Here is a 22218-nt window from a genome sequence, read left to right as displayed (position 1 = left end):
TTCCACTCTAGAGCAAAAAAACAAAGATACCGCAAATGGGTACCAGACGAATAGTAAAATTAATGAAAAATATTATCATTCTCATATTAATAATGATAATCATCATTATATGCTACTCGAATTAATTTAGCGCTTTTTTTAAATGACAGCAATTGATATTGATCAATAGTTCTCTAGAGAGTGAAGTATTGGCATCAAAATTAGTGTTAATTCATTAGTTTTTATTAAAAAAACCATTTTCTAAAATTGAATATGATAATAGTCTGATGTTAGATTAGACTATTAACTATATAATATATATTAACAATTAACGCTTTTTATTGAGTGCCGCCGCCAGTGCATCACCCATCACCCATCACCCATCACCCATCACCCATCACCCATTACACTATTAGCGAATTGTTGCGTTGGGATGTTTTAGTTGCACTGGTTGAGGAGGCATTTTTGCCTGTCTGTGGCTTATTACGATGTTGTTGTGGCGTATCTGCTGTTTTCTCATCCAGACGCATGCTTAATGCAATTCGTTTACGGTTTAAATCAATATCGATGACTTTAACGGTGATAATATCCCCTGTTTTGACTAGAGAATGAGGATCTTTAATAAATTTATCGGACAGAGAGGAAATGTGTACCAAACCATCCTGATGAACGCCAATATCGACAAACGCACCAAAATTGGTCACATTGGTCACCGAACCTTCTAATATCATACCTACTTTAAGATCTTTCATGGTTTCAATGCCATCGATAAAAGTGGCTGTTTTAAATTCTGGCCGCGGATCTCGTCCAGGCTTTTCTAATTGTTTTAGAATATCATTTACCGTCGGAATACCAAATTTGTCTGTAGTAAACAATTCTGGTTTGAGATTATTAAGCACGCTAGTGTTACCCATAATCGTTTTTAAGGGTTGCTTAGTGGTTAATAAAATCTTTTCTACAATCGGATAAGCTTCAGGATGAACTGTTGAGGCATCGAGAGGATTATTCCCTGCCATAATGCGTAAAAAGCCCGCACACTGCTCAAAAGCTTTTGTACCAAGACGTGTAACTTCCAATAGTTGTTTGCGGTCATTAAAGCGCCCGTGTTCGTTACGCCAATTAACGACATTTTGCGCAATCGCTTTACTTAGTCCTGCAATATGTGAAAGAAGAGCAACAGAGGCGGTATTTAGATCAACACCGACTGAGTTTACACAATCTTCAACTACCGCTGTCAATTTTTTAACTATTAAAGTTTGGTTAACATCATGTTGGTATTGACCAACACCAATTGATTTGGGATCAATTTTTACTAATTCGGCTAGTGGATCTTGTAAACGGCGGGCAATAGAGACTGCGCCACGTAAAGAGACATCGAGTGCTGGAAATTCTTGTGCCGCTAACTCAGATGCCGAGTAAACTGAAGCGCCAGATTCACTAACGATTACTTTCTGGGCGGTAATTTGCGGGTACTGTTTTTTAACTGTGGCAAAAAAGCGTTCAGTTTCACGTGAGGCAGTACCATTACCAATAGCGACCAAGGCAACTTTATATTTCTCACATAAGGATGCAATAGTCGTTGCAGATTTAGTTGCTTGTCCGGTGTGAGGATAAATCGTATCTGTGGTAATGAGTTTGCCTGTCGCATCAACAATAGCAACTTTGACCCCAGTGCGTAAACCAGGATCTAATCCCATGGTGGTATGCATACCAGCAGGCGCTGCCATCAAAAGGTCACGTAGATTACGGGCGAAAACATGAATCGCTTCTTCTTCTGCTTTTTCACGTAAGGTGCTCATCAATTCTGTTTCAAGATGTAACAGAATTTTAACTCGCCATGTCCAACTGATAACGGCTTTTCGCCATTTATCTGCTGGTGCATTATTTAAATGTAAGCCAAAGTGTTGGGTAATAATTTTTTCACAATAACTTTTTTTTGGTGGTGATTCAAATTGTGGATCGGCATTAAGTGATAATTGTAAAATACCCTCGTTACGGCCACGAAACATAGCAAGTGCACGGTGGGATGGGATATGCGAAATAAGCTCATGGTGATCAAAATAGTCGCTAAATTTTGCACCTATGGTTTCTTTACCTTCAATAACTTTTGCCGTTAAATGGGCATTTTTCCACAAATAATCACGAATTTTGCTAAGTAAATTTGCATCTTCAGCGAAGCGTTCCATTAAAATATAACGAGCACCATCGAGCGCAGCTTTAGTGTCATTAATATTTTTTTGTGGATCAATAAAGGTTTCAGCTATCTGCTCTGGTATATGTTGAGGCTCATTCCATAACCGCTTTGCGAGTGGTTCTAAACCAGCTTCAATCGCTATTTGGCCTCGTGTCCTACGTTTTGGTTTATAGGGTAAGTAGAGATCTTCGAGCTCAGTTTTATTAAAAGTGTTATTAATCGCCTGAGCAAGTTCAGCCGTAAGCTTTCCTTGTTCATTAATCGATTTTAGGATAGTTTGGCGGCGCTCGTTTAATTCACGTAAGTAACTTAAACGTGTTTCAAGTTTGCGTAGCTGGTTATCATCGAGTCCTCCTGTGACTTCTTTACGATAACGGGCAATAAAAGGAACAGTATTTCCTTCATCGAGTAATGTAATGGCTGAAAGTATTTGCGCTGGCGTTGTATCTAATTCATGTGCAATAATTTTGCTTAAGGATTTATTCATCATTTTAGTTTCTTCAATACTTAAATAGGACGCAATTAACGACTTATGTGCGCATTTATACGTGTTGAAAACAATAATTTCCAGTTAACATTATATTTGGATATTAGAACTTGATGTAGTGAACGAAAACTTTTTTTGAATTATATATAGTAATTAGTTTAAATTAAGGTTAATCATACTGGGTTTTTATTGTGAAAAATAATTATATTACTCGTGAAGGGTGGGACAACCTCAAACAAGAGTTGAAGTTTCTTTGGCGTGAGGAGCGGCCGAAAGTCACTCAAGCTGTATCAGAGGCAGCGGCGCTTGGTGATCGTTCAGAGAATGCGGAGTATATTTATGGTAAAAAGCGATTACGAGAAATTGATCGACGTATTCGATTTTTATCTAAACGTCTTGAAGTATTAAAAATAGTTGATCCCGATCCTCGGCAGGAAGGTAGAGTTTATTTTGGGGCTTGGGTAAAACTACAAGATGAAAATGGTGGTATTAAAGTTTTTCGTTTAGTTGGACCAGATGAATTTAATCCGGCTAAAAAATGGATTTCTATTAATTCACCAGTGGCAAGGGAATTATTAGGTAAACAAATTGATGATGAAGTTACGGTGAATACGCCAAATGGTATTATTACTTATTGGATATTGGAAATTAATTATCAAGGAATTGAGTTGTAAATGATATAAAATCAATAAAATGTAAATATTAATCTAAAAAAGCCTAATAGGAATTAGTTATATTATTATTGTCTTATTTGTTATTAAGACACTATATAGGGATCTTAAAAATATTTGTGGAGTAAAAAAATGCAAGAAAATTATAAAATTCTTGTTGTGGATGATGATATGCGTTTGCGCTCTTTACTGGAGCGTTATTTAACTGAACAGGGTTTTCAAGTTCGTAGTACCGCCAATGCGGAGCAAATGGATTGTATTTTGACGCGTGAATCTATTCATTTGATTGTACTGGATTTAATGTTACCCGGTGAAGATGGCTTATCTATTTGCCGTCGTTTAAGGAGTCAAAATAATCCTATCCCAATTATTATGGTAACAGCAAAAGGTGAAGAAGTAGATCGGATTGTTGGATTAGAAATTGGGGCGGATGATTATATACCTAAACCATTTAATCCTAGAGAGTTATTGGCTCGTATTCGCGTCGTATTACGACGTCAGGCAAATGAGCTGCCGGGTGCGCCGGCACAGGACGAAGCGGTAATTCGGTTTGGTAAATTCAAATTAAATCTAGGAACAAGGGAAATGTTTCAAGATGATGAGGCTATGCCATTAACCAGCGGTGAGTTTGCGGTTTTAAAAGTGCTGGTCTCATATCCACGTGAGCCTCTATCTCGTGATAAATTGATGAGTCTTGCTCGAGGGCGTGAATATAGTGCGATGGAGCGTTCGATAGACGTGCAGATTTCACGTCTACGTAGAATGATTGAGGATGATCCTACTCATCCACGTTATATTCAAACGGTTTGGGGGTTGGGTTATGTATTTGTACCAGATGGTAGTAAAGCATGAAACGATTGCGTTTTTCCAGACGTAACACGTTTTCTCGTTCATTATTTGTTATTGTTACTTTACTGTTTGCTAGTTTAGTCACCAGCTATTTAGTTGTGCTTAATTTTGTTGTAATGCCGAGTCTTCAGCAGCTTAATAAAGTCTTAGCCTATGAAGTGCATACGTTATTAACAGAGAAAATTGAATTGCAAGATGGAAATGCAATTTTAATGCCTCCATCATTTAAGAAGAAAATCTATAAAGAACTGGGTATTAATTTTTATACCGAGTCGCGTGCTATGGTAAAAGGCTTACGTTGGGCAAGACATTATGAGGAATTAAGCCAGCAGATGGCGGAATATATGGGTGGCAAGGCGAATGTTCGTCTTGAAATTGCCAAAGAGCATCCTTTTTTATGGTTAAACTCTTATCTTGCCCCAAATGTTTGGATACGACTGCCTTTAACTGAAATAGGACAGAATCAGTTCGCCGTTGTATTTCGTTATACATTGGCTATTTTTTTAACCATTTTTGCTGTTACATGGCTTTATATTCGTTATCAGAGTAGACCATTATTTGTATTAGAAAGCTATGCCAAGCAAATGGGAAAAGGTGTCATGGTTCCAGCAATCAAGGAAGAAGGTTCATTAGAAATACGTTATGTCATCCGCGCTTTTAATCGTATGTCTTCAGGAATAAAAATGCTTGAAAATGATAGAACGATATTAATGGCAGGCGTGAGTCATGATTTGAGAACTCCGTTAACCCGGATCCGTTTAGCAACAGAAATGATGAATGAAAAGGATCAATATCTAGCAGAATCAATTAACAAAGATATTGAAGAGTGTAATGCTATCATTGGGCAGTTCATGGACTATATATGTACAGGCAGGGAAATGAACATGGAGTTTTGTGACTTGAACAAAGTCCTACTTGAAGCTGTTAATGCTGAGAGTAGTTTCCTGTCTAATATTGAAACGCAGATTAGTTCATCACCTATCATTATTAATGCTAATGTAATTGCCATAAAACGAGCAGTAACCAATATGCTGGTTAACGCCCTCCGCTATGGAAATGGTTGGGTAAAAGTCAGTAGTGGTGTGATAAAAGATCATGGCTGGTTTCAGGTTGAGGATGATGGCGCAGGAATTAAAAAAGAAAGTATTCAACATCTTTTTCAACCTTTTGTGCAAGGTGAAAGGGCAAGAAGTAATGGTGGTACAGGACTAGGATTAGCAATTATTCGCCGAATTATTGATGCTCATGATGGTGAAATTATTATAGATAAAAGTGAACGGGGAGGGTTATCTATACGGGCAACTTTACCATTAATGGAAAAATAAAAATCTATATTTTTATTTAGCCGTAATTTAACGAAAATTTTATTATATTTTATGAAATCATATAATTCTTTGATTTTGAAAATTTATTATATCGATATATAAGGCTATATTTTTAAATAAATTGATTATTTATTTAACAGTCATAAAACTGTCATAAATAATACATCTTTCTGTCATCTAACTAACCTATTTTTTCCTCGTATTTTTTAACTCGCTACAATTAACAGAGCAATTTGTTTCTCTTTCATCTCAAATAGGAGAGATTATGAAATTGATGCGTTCTATCATCGTTAATATCATAGCCATGTTTTCTTTGACGGTCATATCAGCTTTTACGGCAACAAGCCTTACTGGCGCTGGTGCCACATTTCCCGCGCCAGTTTATGCAAAATGGGCAGATAGTTACCAAAAACAGACCGGCGATCAGATTAACTACCAGGGGATTGGTTCATCCGGTGGGGTAAAACAGATTATAGCTAAAACAGTCGATTTCGGTGCTTCAGATGCGCCTTTAAGTGATGAAAAACTCAATCGAGAAGGACTCATTCAATTTCCAACTGTGATTGATGGTGTTGTTCTAACAATCAATATTTCAGGTATTCAATCTGGACAATTGATATTAGATGGCAAAACATTGGCTAACATTTATTTAGGTAACATTAAAAAAATGGAATGACCCAAAAATTATTGAATTAAATCCAGGTTTAGCATTGCCAGCACAAAATATTACCGTTGTTCGCCGTGCTGATGGTTCAGGAACGACTTTTGTTTTTACCAGTTATCTGGCTAAGGTGAATGCTGATTGGAAAAATAAGATTGGCACGGGTTCTACGGTTAGATGGCCAACTGGCATTGCTGGAAAAGGTAATGAAGGTGTTGCTGCCTTTGTTCAGCGTCTGCCTGGTGCTATTGGCTATGTAGAATATGCTTACGCTAAACAGAACAAATTAGCTTATACCAAATTAATTTCTGCCGATGGAGAAGGAGTGTCACCAACAGCCAGTAGTTTCAGTGCCGCTGCTAAAAAAGCTAATTGGACTAAAACCTTTGCACAAGATCTGACTAATCAGGTAGGTAAAAATGTCTGGCCAATTACTTCTGCTACTTTTATTTTATTACATAAAGAACAAAAAAATATTGAGAAGGCGAAAGCAATATTAGCCTTCTTTGACTGGGCATACGATAAAGGCGCTGAACAGGCTAAGGCTTTGGATTATGCTACCTTGCCGAACGAAGTTGTGGCTCATATTAGGGCGGCATGGAAAAGTAATATAAAAGACGCTAATGGTAATCCTGTATATTGAATTGAGCGTGGTATCAGCTGATAGCAAAAATCGCTCACTATTATAAATGAACGATTATCCCCTTGTTATATAAGGGGATTAAAATGAGAAAAAACAATGGCTGAGAAGTTAACGACATATAAAGCACCGGGAAAAAAGGTGATATTATTTTTGGTGCTCTCGTTAAACTAGCTGCACTAATTACACTGTTAATGTTAAGTGGAATTATTATTTCTTTGATTATTGAATCGTGGCCAAGTATCAAAAAGTTTGGCTTTTCTTTTCTTTGGTCAAAGGATTGGGATGTTCCTGCCCAGGAATTTGGTGCGCTAGTGACCATTTATGGCACGGTAGTAGCGTCGTTAATTGCATTGATCATTGCAGTGCCTGTCAGTTTTGGCATTGCTTTATTCTTAACAGAATTATCACCAAATTGGTTAAAACGACCATTAAGTATCGCGATTGAATTATTGGCGGCCATACCGAGTATTGTTTATGGCATGTGGGGATTGTTTGTTTTTGCGCCACTATTTGCCACTTATTTTCAAGAGCCGATTGGTAACGTTTTGGCAGGTATACCAATTATTGGTGAATTATTTTCAGGCCCGGCTTTAGGTATCGGCATCTTAGCTGCTGGCGTGATCCTGGCAATTATGATTATTCCTTATATTGCTTCAGTGATGCGGGATGTTTTTGAGCAGACCCCAGTTATGATGAAAGAATCTGCTTATGGTATTGGCTGCACGACTTGGGAAGTTATCTGGCATATCGTATTGCCCTATACGCGTAATGGTGTGATCGGCGGTGTGATGTTAGGGTTAGGGCGAGCTTTAGGGGAAACAATGGCAGTCACTTTCATTATTGGCAATACTTATCAGCTAGATAGTTTTTTACTTTTCATGCTAGGAAATAGTATTACCTCTGCGTTGGAAAATGAGTTTGCTGAAGCGGAAAGTGGATTACATACCGCTGCATTAATGGAGTTAGGCTTAATTTTATTTGTTATTACTTTTATCGTGCTCGCGTTTTCTAAATTGATGATTATGCGTTTAGCCAAAAATGAAGGGCGCTAACATGGTGACGGCAGATACAACAAAAACTATTAATATTAAACAACGTCAATGTCGTCAGGCATGGCGGAGACAAAAAAATCGGATTGCACTGTTGCTCTCGATGATCACGATGGCATTTGGTCTGTTTTGGTTAATTTGGATCTTATTTACAACGTTAACCAAAGGGGTTGAAGGCATGTCCTGGAGTTTATTTACTGAAATGACGCCACCACCAAATTCTACCGGTGGTGGATTAGCCAATGCGATTGTAGGTAGTGGTTTGCTGGTTTTATGGGCTACGGTGTTAGGCACACCCCTTGGCATTATGGCGGGTATTTATTTGGCCGAATATGGACGTCGTTCTTGGCTGGCAGAAATAATTCGTTTTATTAATGATATTTTTCTGTCTGCGCCATCAATTGTGGTTGGATTATTCGTTTATATGATTATCGTTGCCAGAATGCAGCATTTTTCTGGTTGGGCAGGTGTTTTATTGATTACTTTATGTGTTTTGTTAATCAATATCTTAGCGCGTGTATTATTTGCCAAGAAAAAATATTAGTTCTTTAGTAACAGATGACAAACTTAAGAGACAAATTGATGATTAAAGTTAATGACATGGCAGAAGGTAAAATTCAAGTTCGTGACTTGAATTTCTACTATGGCAAATTCCATGCGCTAAAAAACATTTCATTAAATATTGCAGAGAATAAGGTAACGGCTTTTATTGGTCCTTCAGGCTGTGGTAAATCTACCCTGTTACGTACATTTAATAAGATGTTTGAGCTTTATACTGAGCAGTATGCTGAAGGTAAAATTTTGTTGGATGGCACTAATATTTTGACTGATGAACAAGATATTGTGTTATTGCGCGCCAGAGTAGGTATGGTTTTTCAAAAACCAACACCATTTCCGATGTCAATCTATGACAATATTGCTTTTGGGGTGCGTTTATTTGAAAAACTTTCTCGTGCTGAAATGGATGAACGTGTTCAATGGGCGTTAACTAAAGCTGCCCTTTGGGATGAAACGAAGGATAAATTTTCGCATAGTGGCTATAGTTTATCAGGCGGTCAGCAGCAACGGTTGTGCATTGCTCGTGGTATCGCGATCCGGCCAGAAATATTACTATTAGATGAGCCTTGTTCAGCACTTGACCCTATCTCAACAGGACGTATTGAAGAGTTGATAAGTGAACTGAAATCGGAATATACCGTGGTAATGGTCACACATAATATGCAGCAAGCCGCACGTTGCTCCGACTACACAGCATTTATGTATTTAGGTGATCTGATTGCATTTAATGATACAGATACTTTGTTTGCCACACCTACAGTGAAACAGACTGAGGATTATATTACTGGCCGCTACGGTTAATATAGGGTATTACCATGGATAATCTAAATTACAACAAACATATTTCTGGCCAGTTTAATGCTGAGTTGGAGCATATTCGCACTGAATTAATAAAAATGGGTTGGTAGAAGAACAACTTAAAAATGCCATTGAAGCTTTACATAACCGAGATCAGAATTTGGCAAAAAAAGTGATAGAGGATGATCAAAAAGTCAATATGATGGAAGTGGCGATTGATGAGGCTTGTGTATGCATTATTGCTAAGCGGCAACCGACTGCCAGTGATTTACGTTTAATTATGGCGATTTCAAAAACCATTGCTGAGCTTGAACGTATTGGCGATGTGGCTGATAAGATTTGTGAGGTTGCGTTGGAAAAGTTTTCTGAGTAAGATCAATCGTTACTTGTTAGTCTGGAAGCTTTAGGCGGGCATACTATTCAAATGTTACATAATGTGTTGGATGCGTTTGCCCGTATAGATCTGGATGCGGAAATTGGCGTTTATCTGGAAGATAAAAAGGTTGATGAAGAGTATGAAGGTATTGTTCGCCAACTGATGACTTATATGATGGAAGATCCTCGCACTATTCCTAGTGTATTAACAGCGTTGTTTTGCGCGCGCTCTATTGAGCGAATAGGTGATCGTTGCCAAAACATTTGTCAATTTATTTTTATATTATTTAAAAGGGCAAGATTTCCGTCATTTAGGTGCGAATTTTGTAGAAAAAATGCTAACTAAGGGTGGTCATTAACACGCTTTTCAGCGATTATTGAATGTTTATTTTTTAGCTCATGGTTATTCCTTTTTGGAATAATCATAGATTTTTATATTATTTCATGTTCTAACTGTGAATTGATAATTTGACTCGAATAAACATAAATATACAAAAAAATTGACAGTAAAAGGTAATAGTGAAATGAAATTCAATCTTGTTGCAACTGTATTATTTGTCACATTAGCCTTGGTTACCGGGTTGGCAAAAGCAGATAAATTGGAAAGTATCAAAAAAGCCGGTATGATCCGTATTGCTGTTTTTGATAGTAATCCTCCCTTTGGTTTTATTGATGCTAAAACTAAAAAATTGGTGGGTTATGATATTGATATTGCAGAAGCGATTGCTAAAGATTTTGGTGTTAAATTAGTATTGCGTACAACTAATCCAGCGAATCGAATACCGCTATTGACAGCAGATAAAGTGGATCTGATTGGGGCTAATTTTACCATCACCAACGAACGTGCTAAACAAGTTGAGTTTTCAATTCCTGATTTTGCTACTGGGCAGAAATTTATCTCACGTATTGGGGTATTAAAAACGCCTGATGATATTATTCCTTTGCGTATCGGTGCAGATAAAGGAACCGTGCAGGAAGTTGCTCTACGTGAACGCTATCCTAATACTAAAGTAATATCTTACGATGACACCCCGCTTGCTTTTGCTGCATTACGAAATGGCAATGTACAAGCTATTACGCAAGATGATGCCAAACTGATTGGTTTATTGGGGAACTTATCGGCAAAAATTAAAGCAGATTATGAGATCTCACCTTTTAGTCTTACACGTGAATATCAGGCATTAGCAGCAGCTAAAGGTGAAACGAATTTGATTAAAGCGGTAAATAATACTTTATTGAAATTAGAAAAAAATGGTCAGGCAGAAATAATTTATAATCGTTGGTTTGGTCCAGAAACTAAAGCGGCACTACTTCGGGGTGATTTTAAATTTGCACCATTAGAAAAATAAAAAAATATTATTTTTAATAAAAATACCTAAATGAGTGCTTTCATCATAGATAGGTTGCATAAATGTTTGAACATTTTTTCTCTACCCAGCTATTAGCCCCTGAATATCTTGATTGGATTTGGCAGGGCTTACTCATTACTATTTGGATCTCATTTTGTGCCATAGTCGCCTCAACCCTGCTAGGGTTTGTTGTTGCTGCTAGAGATAGCCATACCGTATTTTTGCGTTGGTTAGCAATTAGTTATATTTCACTATTTCGTAATACGCCATTATTAATACAGCTTTTTTTTTGGTACTTTGCTGCTGGAACGATATTACCAGAATCAGTTATGCAATGGCTAAATACACCACATCAGCTGACTATTCTCGATATTAAGCTCACATGGCCATCATTTGAATTTTTGGCAGGTTTGATTGGCTTAACTCTCTACTCTACGCCTTTTATTGCTGAAGAATTAAGAGCCGGTATTTATGGTGTAAAGCAAGGACAAAAATTTGCTGCATTAGCATTAGGTTTATCTGGCTGGCAAGCCATGCGTTATGTGGTTTTACCCCAAGCGCTAAAAATCGCGATGTCGCCTTTATTGGGGCAGTATATGAATATTGTAAAAAATTCTTCCCTAACCATGGCAATTGGTGTTGCTGAACTTTCTTATGTTGCTCGTCAGATTGAAAGTCAAAGTTTACAAACCTTTACGGCGTTTGGTGTGGCGACAATTCTTTATATTGCCATTATTGCCTTGATGGAAGCTTGGGGACAATGGCGCCAGCAGCGTCTATTAATAAAGGGATATTAACATGGATTTTACAGTGATTGCTGAAAATTGGCGCTATCTGTTATTTGGTACATTTCCTGATGGCCCTTTAGAAGGTGCAGCACTGACTCTGTTAATAAGTTTATTAGCAGGAAGTATCTCTATTTTTCTCGGTATTGCTGGTGGAATTGCACTGGCGATGTTAAATGGTTGGTGGGCAAATTTACTGGCAGCTGTGTTAGGCTTTTTTCGGGCTATACCTGTCATCATGTTAATTTTTTGGAGTTACTTTTTATTACCTGTTTTACTAGGTACGGATATTCCTGAATTGACGACCGTAATTTGTGCTTTAGCTTTGATCACATCAGCTTATTTAGCGCATGGAGTAAAAGCAGGTATTTTGGCTATAGGTCAAGGGCAATGGCAAGCGGGGATGTCGCTAGGTTTTACCCGTTGGGCGGTATTGTGGAATATTATATTGCCGCAAGCGTTACGGATGATGATCCCCTCTTTTATTAATCAGTGGATTGCATTAATTAAAGATACTTCATTGGCTTATATTGTGGGAGTGGCAGAATTATCATTTTTAGCCACTCAAATAAATAATCGAGAAATGATTTATCCAATGGAAATTTTTCTATTTGTTGCTTTAATCTATTTCATTATGTGTTTTTCACTTGATATGATAGCAAATCAAATCTTACGTCGTTTAGAAAAAAATCGGTCGTCACAGGCTCTATTATCAGGCAAGCAAGCAAATTAGTTGGTTTGTTTCTAATGTCCGTTATCCTTTCTTGTGCCTTCTAGAGGTAAGTAAAAGATTGGTAACATGGGTGGTTGATCCGTTGGTATTTATATCACTCTCTTTTTGATTCCACGAAGCCTTATTTCAACGTAATGACTGTGTTGAATATTCATTCGCATCATTATGTCAGATATTGTTTTCCTTTTTCTGTTTTATAATTAACTACTTGGATTAATTTTATTGTAGGATAGAGCGAAAAAACTTTTTTATTAGGCTAAATATATGAACAAAACAGATCCGATCATACAACAGAGTCTGCTTCAGCGCATGTTTAAATTACATGAACATGGCACAACAGTTCGAACAGAAATCATTGCCGGATTGACGACGTTTTTGACAATGGTTTATATCGTTTTTGTTAACCCGCAAATTATATCAATGTCGGGAATGGATATTAAAGCTGTTTTTGTCACTACCTGCCTGGTTGCAGCGTTAGGTAGTATTATGATGGGGATAGTCGCCAATTTACCGGTTGCTGTTGCGCCTGCGATGGGATTAAATGCCTTTTTTGCTTTTGTCGTTGTTGGTGCTATGGGCTATTCCTGGCAAGTGGCGATGGGAGCAATTTTCTGGGGAGCAGTTGGTTTATTTCTTTTAACGCTTTTTCATATTCGCTACTGGATCATTGCGCATATCCCTTTAAGCTTACGGGTTGGTATTACCAGTGGTATTGGTTTATTTATTGCCATGATGGGATTGAAAAATGCTGGCATTATTGTTGCTAATCCAGATACCTTGGTGGCGATTGGTAATTTTTCCCAATCGAATGTGTTATTGGGGATCTTGGGATTTTTTATCATTGTCGTGTTAGCGGCGCGCAATATTCATGCTGCGGTGCTTGTTTCTATTGTGATCACCACGCTGATTGGGATGATTATCGGTGATGTCCAATATAATGGTGTTTTTGCGCTACCACCTAGCATCATGACGGTTATTGGACATGTTGATATGATTGGCTCACTAGATGTTGCTTTGTCTGGCATTATTTTCTCTTTCATGCTGATTAACCTTTTTGATTCTTCAGGAACCTTAATTGGTGTTACCGATAAAGCGGGTTTGGCTGATAAGACAGGTAAATTTCCGCAGATGAAACAGGCGCTTTATGTTGATAGTTTAAGTTCGGTCGCAGGCAGCGCAATGGGAACATCTGCAGTAACTGCCTATATTGAAAGTAGTTCTGGGGTTGCGATAGGTGGACGTACTGGATTAACCGCAATTGTGGTTGGCGCGCTATTTTTATTAACAATTTTTATTTCACCGCTAGCTAGTATGGTACCCGCCTATGCAACAGCTGGCGCACTGATCTATGTTGGTGTCTTAATGACGTCGAGTCTAACACGTGTTGCGTGGAATGATTTAACCGAGTCAGTACCCGCTTTTATCACAGCGGTTATGATGCCTTTTAGTTTTTCCATCACTGAAGGTATCGCGTTAGGTTTTATTGCTTACTGTGTCATGAAAATAGGAACAGGACGGTGGCGTGAAATTGGTTTGGCAGTCGTTATTGTTTCGCTGTTATTTATTGCAAAAATTATTTTGGTTGATGTGTAATAGCATTAATAAATAACTGAATAATTTATTTACATTACTTCGATAATTATTATATCCAAGTTTTTATTTATTCTAATTTTACCGTATCTAGTATAAGTCTTCCACATATCATATTCTTGTGTTAAATATAGAATTGAAAATCAGCAATGAGAGAAAACCCGTTATGTCGGAGCATAAGAAAAAAGCAGCTAACAAGATGAAAAAAAATCGTGAATCGCTAAATTTAGCCAGTCGTGAACGAAAAAAACAGAAAAAAAAGCGTGGCCATATAGCAGGTAATCGTTATCAAGAAAGATCTAATGCACAAAATAACAATTATCCATCAATGGAGAAAGATCCGCGCATTGGTAGTAAGAAACCGATCCCTCAACTCATTGATGCTAAAGAAGAAAAATCCTTAAATACCAACAAGAAAAAAATAAACAAGGTAGAAAAATCAATATTATCACCCGCAGAAGAGTTGGTATTATTGGAAAATGATGAACGTCTGGCCGCGTTATTAACTGATCTTGAAGAAGGTAAAAAATTGGCCAAAGATGAAATGACTTATGTTGATAGTAAATTGGATCGTATTGATACTTTGCTGAAAATAGTTGGTATTGAGCTTGATGACGAAGAAGATGATGATAAACCAGATGATATTATGCGGCTTTTGAAAGGGAAGTAAGCATTGTTTGTTTCATAACTATTTAATAGTAAAAATGGGTGTTACTGCCTAATAAAATAGTAATATTTATTACTGATTAATCATAAATAACTTATCAATAATTATCTTTGATTATCAATATTACTGATCTTAAATAGTTTGGTTAATTGGATTATTATTCCATTTACATCATCTTAAGATAATCCCTCATCAGTTAAGATAGTGGCAACAAATACAGTAATGTGAGTCTGGCTATAAGATAGCAGATAGTTATTATTGAAGGATAAAAATATGTCAGAGCAGGGTATTATTTGGGATCTCTCCCTTATTCAAAAATATAACTATGCTGGGCCCAGATATACATCTTATCCTACTGCGTTAGAATTTAATCAACACTACAGTGATAGTGATTTCGCTATTGCTGCCAGTCGCTATCCTGACAGACCTCTGTCTCTTTATGTACACATTCCGTTTTGTCATAAGCTGTGTTATTTCTGTGCCTGTAATAAGTTGGTGACTCGTCATAAACATAAAGTAGATAACTATCTGCTGGTTTTAGCAAAAGAGATCATAGAACAAGCGAAATTATTTACTAATCGTACTGTTACCCAAATGCACTGGGGCGGTGGGACACCAACCTATTTGAGTAAATCCCAGATCAGCCAACTATTGGCAATGTTGAAATCACATTTTTATTTTGCCACCGATGCCGAAATATCAATTGAAATTGATCCGCGAGAAATAGAATTGGATGTTATTGATCACTTGCGCTACGAGGGTTTTAACCGCTTGAGTATGGGCGTACAGGATTTTAATAAACAGGTACAGCATTTAGTTAACCGCCAGCAGGATGAAGATTTTATTTTCGCTTTGATTCAACGAGCCAGAGACACGGGGTTTAGTTCTACCAGTATCGATTTGATTTATGGTTTACCGAAACAGACAGCGGAAACGTTTGTTTTTACTTTAGAGCGAGTATTAGCCCTTTCGCCTGATCGTTTAAGTGTGTTTAATTATGCCCATTTACCGGCTCTCTTTGCTGCACAACGCAAAATAAAACCGGAAGATTTACCGACAGCGGAACAAAAACTGGCTATTTTGCAGCAAACGATTTTCAGCTTAACACAAAATGGTTATCAATTTATTGGTATGGATCATTTTGCTAAACCTAACGACGAACTGGCTATTGCACAACGTAATGGGGTTTTACATCGTAATTTTCAGGGCTATACCACTCAGCAAAACTGTGATCTACTCGGACTTGGTGTGTCAGCAATTAGCATGTTAGGCGATCATTATGCACAAAATCAAAAAGATTTAAGCGCTTACTATCAGGCCATTGAAAATCATCAACATGCATTGTGGAAAGGTTTATCTTTGACACAGGATGACTGTATTCGACGTGATGTCATCAAAACTTTGATCTGCAATTTTCATTTAGATTATGGTCAAATTGAAGATTGCTATCAGATTGATTTTAAAAATTATTTTTCTGCAGATTTACAGTTATTACAACCGATGATAGCAGATGGTTTGGTGATTGTTGGTCAAAGACAGCTACAAATTACTCCTAAAGGCCGATTATTAATTCGTAATATATGTATGTGTTTTGATATTTATTTGCGCAACCAAATGCGTCAACGTCAATTTTCACGTGTGATTTAGTTGATTACAGAGGATAGTCTAGCTGTACACTTCAGCTCTTTTTTACTACTCGATACCAAATTCTTTCAATTTACGAGTAATAGTATTTCTCCCCCAGCCGAGTAAGCGAGCGGCTTCTTGTTTATGGCCTTTGGTATGGATTAAAGCGCATTCAAGCATTGTATGTTCAATCTGCGGTAAAACTTCCTGTAGTAAATTCTGTTTATTATTTTCGAGTGCGGCTTTTGTCCAATTGGCAAGTGGATCAAGCCATATTTCGTTATTTGCCGCAGGTTTCTTTTTAGGCGAATAGAGAAATTGTTGATTTTGTTTCAAATCGCTTGGCTGGAAGACATCACTGTAAGCCAACGACAGACATTTTCTAACTGGCGTACATTACCCGTCCAAGGTAAAGACATTAAGATAGTTTCTGTCTGTGGTGCCAAAATTTTGCTCTCGACGCCAAGTTCTTGTGCTGTTTGGCGTAAAAAATGGCTGGCCAAATGTGGAATATCTGCAGTCCGTTCACGCAATGGTGGAAGCGGAATGCGGATCACATTGAGGCGATGAAAGAGATCTTCTCTAAATTTTCCTTCTTGTACTAGTTGCTCAAGGCATTGGTGGGTTGCGGCAATAATACGGACATCAACTTTAATCGGTGTATAACCACCAACCCGATAAAACTGGCCTTCAGCCAATACGCGTAAAAGGCGAGTTTGAATATCAAGTGGCATGTCACCAATTTCATCGAGGAAAAGTGAACCACCATGTGCTTGCTAGAAGCGTCCTTGCCTGACCTGACTGGCGCCAGTAAAAGCGCCTTTTTCATGACCAAATAACTCAGATTCAATCAGATCTTTAGGGATAGCCGCCATATTTAACGCAATAAAAGGCTCTGCTGCTTTAGGACTATGGCGATGAAGTGCATCCGCAATTAACTCTTTACCAGTGCCTGACTCACCATTAATAAGTACACTAATTGAGGAGCGGGATAAGCGACCGATAATTCGATAAACTTCTTGCATGGCTGGTGCTTCACCAATAATCTTGGTGACAGGAGCGGTCGGAAAAGAATTTGATCCACTACTCGGTTGTTGATTGCGATAATAATTAAGTGCGCGTTCAACCAACGATATCGTTTCGTCAATATCGAAAGGTTTTGGCAAATAATCAAAAGCACCTTGTTGATAGGCATTAACTGCGGTATTGAGATCTGAATGGGCAGTCATAATAATAATCGGTAATTTAGGATGACTTTGTTTAAGTCGTGTCAGTAATGATAATCCATCGTTTTCTGGCATATGGATATCAGAGATTAAAACATCCGGACAGGTTTTCTCTAATGCAGCCAGTACACTTTGAATATCTTCGAAACTGCGACATTCCATGCTGGCATTATTTAACGCTCGTTCTAAAACCCAACAAATGGCATTATCATCATCAACGATCCACACCGTACCTTTTTGCATATCAGTTACCTAATTCTTAATAGGAAGATAAATCGAAAATTGTGTATGGCCAGGCCAATTGGAAAATTCGATCCTGCCAGCATGCTGGTCAATAATATTTTGTGCAATTGAGAGTCCTAAACCATTGCCACCTTTACGATGACTGACCCTTGGATAGAACAGCGTATCTTGTATCTGTGACGGGATGCCTGGACCATTATCTTCAATATCGATCCGGGCAGCAAGTCGATACGTTTTTCCATGTAATGTCACTTGAAATGCGGTGCGAGTCCGTATAGTCAAGGTTCCGCCGTTTTCTTCCATTGCTTGTATCGCGTTTTGGCTTAAATTGAGTAATACCTGTTCAATTTGTTCCGGATAGTGTGGAAACTCAGGTAAACTGGGATCATAATCTTTTATTAGTTTAATATTTTCCGGTAGTGTCAGTGATATTAAATGGTAAGTACGCTCAACAACTTGATGAATATTCTGTTTTGTTTTTGCGCCAGGATGTTGGGGGCCAAGTAGACGATCAACTAAATTACGCAAGCGATCGGCTTGCTCAATAATAACTTGGGTATATTCCAACTGATTAGAATTAGAAAGGTTTTTGGCTAACAGCTGAGCTGCTCCACGTAAACCACCTAATGGATTTTTTATCTCATGAGCTAAAGTAGGGATTAACTCACGCGATGCGCTTTGTAATGATTGTTCTTGATCTAAACGGCGATGTTGATTGACTGGCGAAAATTCTAGCAAAATAAAGCATGGTGAAATGGGCTGCGCACTGATAGTCACGATATAAGAGTGATTATTAATAACCAGAGTAACGTCATTATCGGTAAAGCTTAGATTTTTTTTTGCATTAAATCCATATTAAGCGAACAATAATCAAACAGTACTGGTAGCGGTGTACCTAGTAATTTTCTTGGGCTAGCTAAAAAAATTGGCGGCTAGCATGATTAGCGTAATGGATGATGAGTTCATTATCGAGTAATAGAATATTATGCAATAAACAATCTAAAATATGATCGCCAATTGGTAAATTATCAATTTTCACTTGGTCTTACTCCTGCACCTTTTTAGTGCATATTAACATATTTGAGTATAAACCAAGAGTTTTTGTTTAATTTTTATGCAGAAAAAACCTCATCAAAAGATGAGGTAAATATTACAACACAACAAAAATACTCAGCGGAGAATGGCTTATCAAACGCTGTAGTATATTTCGAACTCTAATGGGTGAGGTGCCATCCGAATACGTTGAACATCATCTTTTAATAAGTTGATATAAGCATCGATCGTTTTATCAGTAAATACTGCACTCCGTTTCAAAAATTCCCGATCAGCATCCAATGCCTGTAGTGCTTCTTCCAGTGAACTGGCAACGGTTGGGATCTCTTGTGCTTCTTCTGCGGGTAAATCATATAAATTTTTGTCCATTGCTTTACCCGGATGAATTTTATTAATAATTCCATCGAGACCTGCCATCAATTGTGCCGCAAAGGCTAAGTACGGATTGGCAGCCGGGTCTGGGAAACGAACTTCAATACGCGATGCTCTAGGATTAGCAACGATTGGAATGCGAATAGAAGCTGAACGATTACGTGCGGAGTAAGCCAACATTACAGGTGCTTCAAAACCTGGCACCAGACGCTTATAAGAGTTGGTGGTTGGATTAGTAAAGGCATTTAAAGCTCGCGCATGTTTAATAATACCGCCAATATAATAAAGTGCCATTTCAGATAGCCCGCTATATTTATCACCGGCAAACAAGTTGCTGCCATTTTTTTCCAGTGACATATGACAGTGCATACCAGAGCCATTATCACCCACTAGTGGTTTTGGCATAAATGTTGCTGTTTTACCAAAAGAATGGGCAATATTGTGCACCACGTATTTGTATATTTGTGTTTCATCGGCCTTTTTAGTCATGGTATTAAAACGGGTAGCAACCTCGTTTTGGCCTGCGGTGGCGACTTCATGGTGGTGTGCTTCAACAATTAATCCCATTTTCTCCATGGTGGAACACATAGCGGAGCGCATATTTTGTGAAGAGTCAACGGGAGGGACAGGAAAATAACCACCTTTAACGCTTGGCCGATGGCCTTTATTACCATCTTCATAATGTGCGCCAGAATTCCAGGCTGCTTCAACATCATCGATATGATAATAAGCACCAGAAATATTGTTACCAAAGCGAATATTGTCAAACACAAAGAATTCAGGTTCAGGTCCAAATAATATCGTATCTGCAATACCGCTAGTACGTAAGAAATTTTCGGCGCGTTTAGAAATTGAACGTGGATCTCGTTCGTAGCCCTGATGAGTGTGGGGCTCTAGGATATCACAGCGAATAATTAGGGTTGAATCACTAAAAAAAGGATCTAATACTGCCGTCTCAGGATCAGGCATAAGCATCATATCTGACTCATTAATTCCTTTCCAACCGGCAATTGACGAACCGTCAAACATTTTACCTTCTTCAAAGAAATCTTGGTTAATTTGGTGAGCAGGGATAGTGATATGTTGTTCTTTACCTCTGGTATCGGTAAAGCGTAGATCAATATATTTAACATGGTGCTCTTTGATCATGGATAAAACATGCTCAACAGACATAAAGATTCTCCTGATTGGATCCTATTTTGAACATAGCGCCAAAAAGTTTTACTATAGTTAATTATTCATTACGCGAAAATCATGCCAAATTTTATAACTGATAATAGATGCTTTTTTAATGATTTATTAGTAAAAATAATCATAAATTGAATAATAAATTGCACTATTATTGTGTAAATTGGATGCTATTAAAGCACAATTATGGTGCAGTAGTCGAAAAAAAGATAGAGCTGGTCTTATTTTATTCCCTATTTAGTGGTTTATTTTTTTCAAACAAAAATGGGATATCATTTATGAAAGTAATTCAATTGTCGGTTTTATATATTTAAGTTCAATAAATTCATTAGGTTGGTGAGCCTGCTCTATCGAACCTGGCCCTAATATTAATGTTGGACATCGCGTTTGAATAAAGGGCGCTTCGGTGCAGTAATTAACGGTTTGAGCTTTTTTATCTAATAAATTTTCAATTATTTTCACCATGTTATGATTTATTGGGCATTCAAAACCGGGAATAGGCGGATGAAGTTCCTCGATAGTTAAGCGATCAGGCCAACGATGTTTAATCGGTTTAAGTGCGGCATGTAACAATTCATCCAAATTTTTTAGTGACAGACCGGGTAGTGGACGAATATCGATATGTAATTCACAACACCCACAAATTCGATTTACTGCATCACCCCCATGAATATGTCCAAAATTCATTGTTGGGTAGGGAATATCAAATGCCTTGTTGTGGTAATCGGTTTTTAGTCTATTTCTAAGCAAAATTAACTGACTAATGGTTTCATGCATTAACTCAATCGCATTGATACCCTGTTTCGGATCACTTGAATGGCCAGATTGACCGGTAATACGAATGGCATTGGCAATATGACCCTTATGAGCGCGAATCGGTCGCAATGAAGTTGGTTCACCAATAATTGCTAATTCAGGCTGAATTTCTGCAGTTGCAGCAAAATAACGTGATCCGGCCATGGCGGTTTCTTCATCAGAGGTTACCAGAATATAGATGAGATGCTGTAACTGATCAATATCGACATTGCGTAAAGTATCAATAATAAAAGCGAAAAAACCTTTCATATCCGCGGTGCCTAAACCATATAACTTGTCTTTATATTCCGTTAATTGGAAGGGATCTTTTGTCCAGCGCCCGTCATCAAAAGGAACCGTATCGGTATTGCCCACAAAGTAGCAATCCAGCCTCTCCTTGGCCAAAAGTAGCCAGTAAATTGAATTTATGGCGGCTATCTGGTACAGGTTGAATGGTTATTTTACCACCTAGTGTCGTAAGCCATTCTGCCAGTAGATTAATTAATGTTTCATTACTTAGATCGCGTCTTACATCGACAGAACTAATTGATGGTATGGGAACTAATTGACGGTATAACTCAATAAGTGTGGGCAGTTTGCTTTTCACTGTTGTAAGCCTTAATGACTAAAATTTCAGTACTCATGCATTTAATTGAATAAAAATACAACAATTAATGTTAGTTCAGTGTACAAGATTTATTAATGAGAGGGTTGATGATACTAATTTTTTCTTTTAATTGATAACAACGATATGTACAGGATAAAGGAAAATTAATGGCGTATAGGATCGTCGATTAATATATTTCGATATAAAGATTTTATTTAAGAATTAAAAAAATATTTTCTTTAACATAATAATATTATTGATAAAATAATTATTTCAATATATCTATTTAAATTCAGCAATGACCATTAATTTGTTCATAAAAGTTTAGTGAAGTCTTTATTGGTGATGTGTTCAATCGATGCTTAGTGAAGCTGAATTTCAATGAATAGGATGTT

The 22218-nt window shown here is 37.5% G+C and carries 12 protein-coding genes and 7 pseudogenes; 14 read left to right on the top strand and 5 right to left on the bottom strand.

Features of this window, described 5'->3' with window-relative positions:
- Positions 1 to 383: 383 nt before the first annotated feature.
- On the bottom strand, positions 384 to 2663 hold the full coding sequence (locus tag AC01GB_RS06050) for a Tex family protein (protein WP_474451028.1): 2280 nt from the start codon (positions 2661 to 2663) through the stop codon (positions 384 to 386).
- 185 nt (positions 2664 to 2848) lie between these two features.
- Between AC01GB_RS06050 and greB the strand changes: the two genes are divergently transcribed.
- The 14 genes and pseudogenes from greB (at position 2849) to hemN (ending at position 16360) form a co-directional block, all read left to right on the top strand.
- Entirely contained in the window at positions 2849 to 3334 is a 486-nt protein-coding gene (greB, locus tag AC01GB_RS06045; RefSeq protein WP_032115823.1) for a transcription elongation factor GreB, read from the top strand.
- 129 nt (positions 3335 to 3463) lie between these two features.
- Positions 3464 to 4183 (top strand): osmolarity response regulator transcription factor OmpR, encoded by a 720-nt coding sequence (gene ompR, locus AC01GB_RS06040; protein ID WP_474451027.1) that lies wholly within the window; start codon positions 3464 to 3466, stop codon positions 4181 to 4183.
- Entirely contained in the window at positions 4180 to 5505 is a 1326-nt protein-coding gene (gene envZ, locus AC01GB_RS06035; RefSeq protein ID WP_474451025.1) for a two-component system sensor histidine kinase EnvZ, read from the top strand. The genes ompR and envZ overlap by 4 nt, the downstream gene beginning before the upstream one ends.
- A 265-nt stretch (positions 5506 to 5770) precedes the next feature.
- Positions 5771 to 6809: pseudogene (gene pstS / locus AC01GB_RS06030) on the top strand (phosphate ABC transporter substrate-binding protein PstS).
- Positions 6810 to 6905: 96 nt separating this feature from the next.
- Positions 6906 to 7861, top strand: a pseudogene (gene pstC / locus AC01GB_RS06025) (phosphate ABC transporter permease PstC).
- A 1-nt stretch (position 7862) separates the two neighbouring features.
- Positions 7863 to 8375 (top strand): annotated as a pseudogene (locus AC01GB_RS06020) (ABC transporter permease subunit); the annotation flags it as partial.
- 65 nt (positions 8376 to 8440) lie between these two features.
- Positions 8441 to 9217, top strand: a complete 777-nt coding sequence (pstB, locus tag AC01GB_RS06015) for a phosphate ABC transporter ATP-binding protein PstB (RefSeq protein WP_474451024.1) — start codon at positions 8441 to 8443, stop codon at positions 9215 to 9217.
- Between the two features lie 14 nt (positions 9218 to 9231).
- Positions 9232 to 9948 (top strand): annotated as a pseudogene (gene phoU / locus AC01GB_RS06010) (phosphate signaling complex protein PhoU).
- A gap of 165 nt (positions 9949 to 10113) precedes the next feature.
- On the top strand, positions 10114 to 10938 hold the full coding sequence (locus AC01GB_RS06005; protein WP_474451023.1) for a transporter substrate-binding domain-containing protein: 825 nt from the start codon (positions 10114 to 10116) through the stop codon (positions 10936 to 10938).
- A 62-nt stretch (positions 10939 to 11000) separates the two neighbouring features.
- Positions 11001 to 11735, top strand: coding sequence for an amino acid ABC transporter permease (locus tag AC01GB_RS06000; RefSeq protein WP_474451021.1), 735 nt, complete (start codon positions 11001 to 11003; stop codon positions 11733 to 11735).
- A 1-nt stretch (position 11736) separates the two neighbouring features.
- The gene (locus AC01GB_RS05995; protein WP_474451019.1) at positions 11737 to 12456 is read left to right on the top strand and encodes an amino acid ABC transporter permease; all 720 of its coding nucleotides are present in this window, start codon (positions 11737 to 11739) and stop codon (positions 12454 to 12456) included.
- A 264-nt stretch (positions 12457 to 12720) separates the two neighbouring features.
- Positions 12721 to 14049 carry an NCS2 family permease gene (locus tag AC01GB_RS05990; RefSeq protein WP_474451017.1) on the top strand — a complete coding sequence of 443 codons (1329 nt, stop codon included), beginning with the start codon at positions 12721 to 12723 and terminating at the stop codon, positions 14047 to 14049.
- Between the two features lie 163 nt (positions 14050 to 14212).
- On the top strand, positions 14213 to 14716 hold the full coding sequence (gene yihI / locus AC01GB_RS05985) for a Der GTPase-activating protein YihI (protein ID WP_474451016.1): 504 nt from the start codon (positions 14213 to 14215) through the stop codon (positions 14714 to 14716).
- 270 nt (positions 14717 to 14986) lie between these two features.
- A complete protein-coding gene (gene hemN, locus AC01GB_RS05980) occupies positions 14987 to 16360 on the top strand; it encodes an oxygen-independent coproporphyrinogen III oxidase (protein ID WP_474451014.1) in 1374 nt (457 codons plus the stop codon).
- A 45-nt stretch (positions 16361 to 16405) separates the two neighbouring features.
- Here the strand turns inward: hemN and glnG are convergent.
- From glnG to argE, 4 genes and pseudogenes are all read right to left on the bottom strand, one after another.
- A pseudogene (gene glnG, locus AC01GB_RS05975) lies at positions 16406 to 17808 on the bottom strand (nitrogen regulation protein NR(I)).
- 9 nt (positions 17809 to 17817) lie between these two features.
- Positions 17818 to 18847 (bottom strand): annotated as a pseudogene (gene glnL, locus AC01GB_RS05970) (nitrogen regulation protein NR(II)).
- A 149-nt stretch (positions 18848 to 18996) separates the two neighbouring features.
- A complete protein-coding gene (glnA, locus tag AC01GB_RS05965; protein ID WP_474451013.1) occupies positions 18997 to 20406 on the bottom strand; it encodes a glutamate--ammonia ligase in 1410 nt (469 codons plus the stop codon).
- 291 nt (positions 20407 to 20697) lie between these two features.
- Positions 20698 to 21823, bottom strand: a pseudogene (gene argE / locus AC01GB_RS05960) (acetylornithine deacetylase).
- Between the last annotated feature and the right edge of the window lie 395 nt (positions 21824 to 22218).

This window comes from Candidatus Arsenophonus phytopathogenicus, assembly GCF_056113345.1.
Note: the sequence above shows the minus strand (reverse complement) of the source record. Positions and strands in the feature narration are given on the sequence as shown.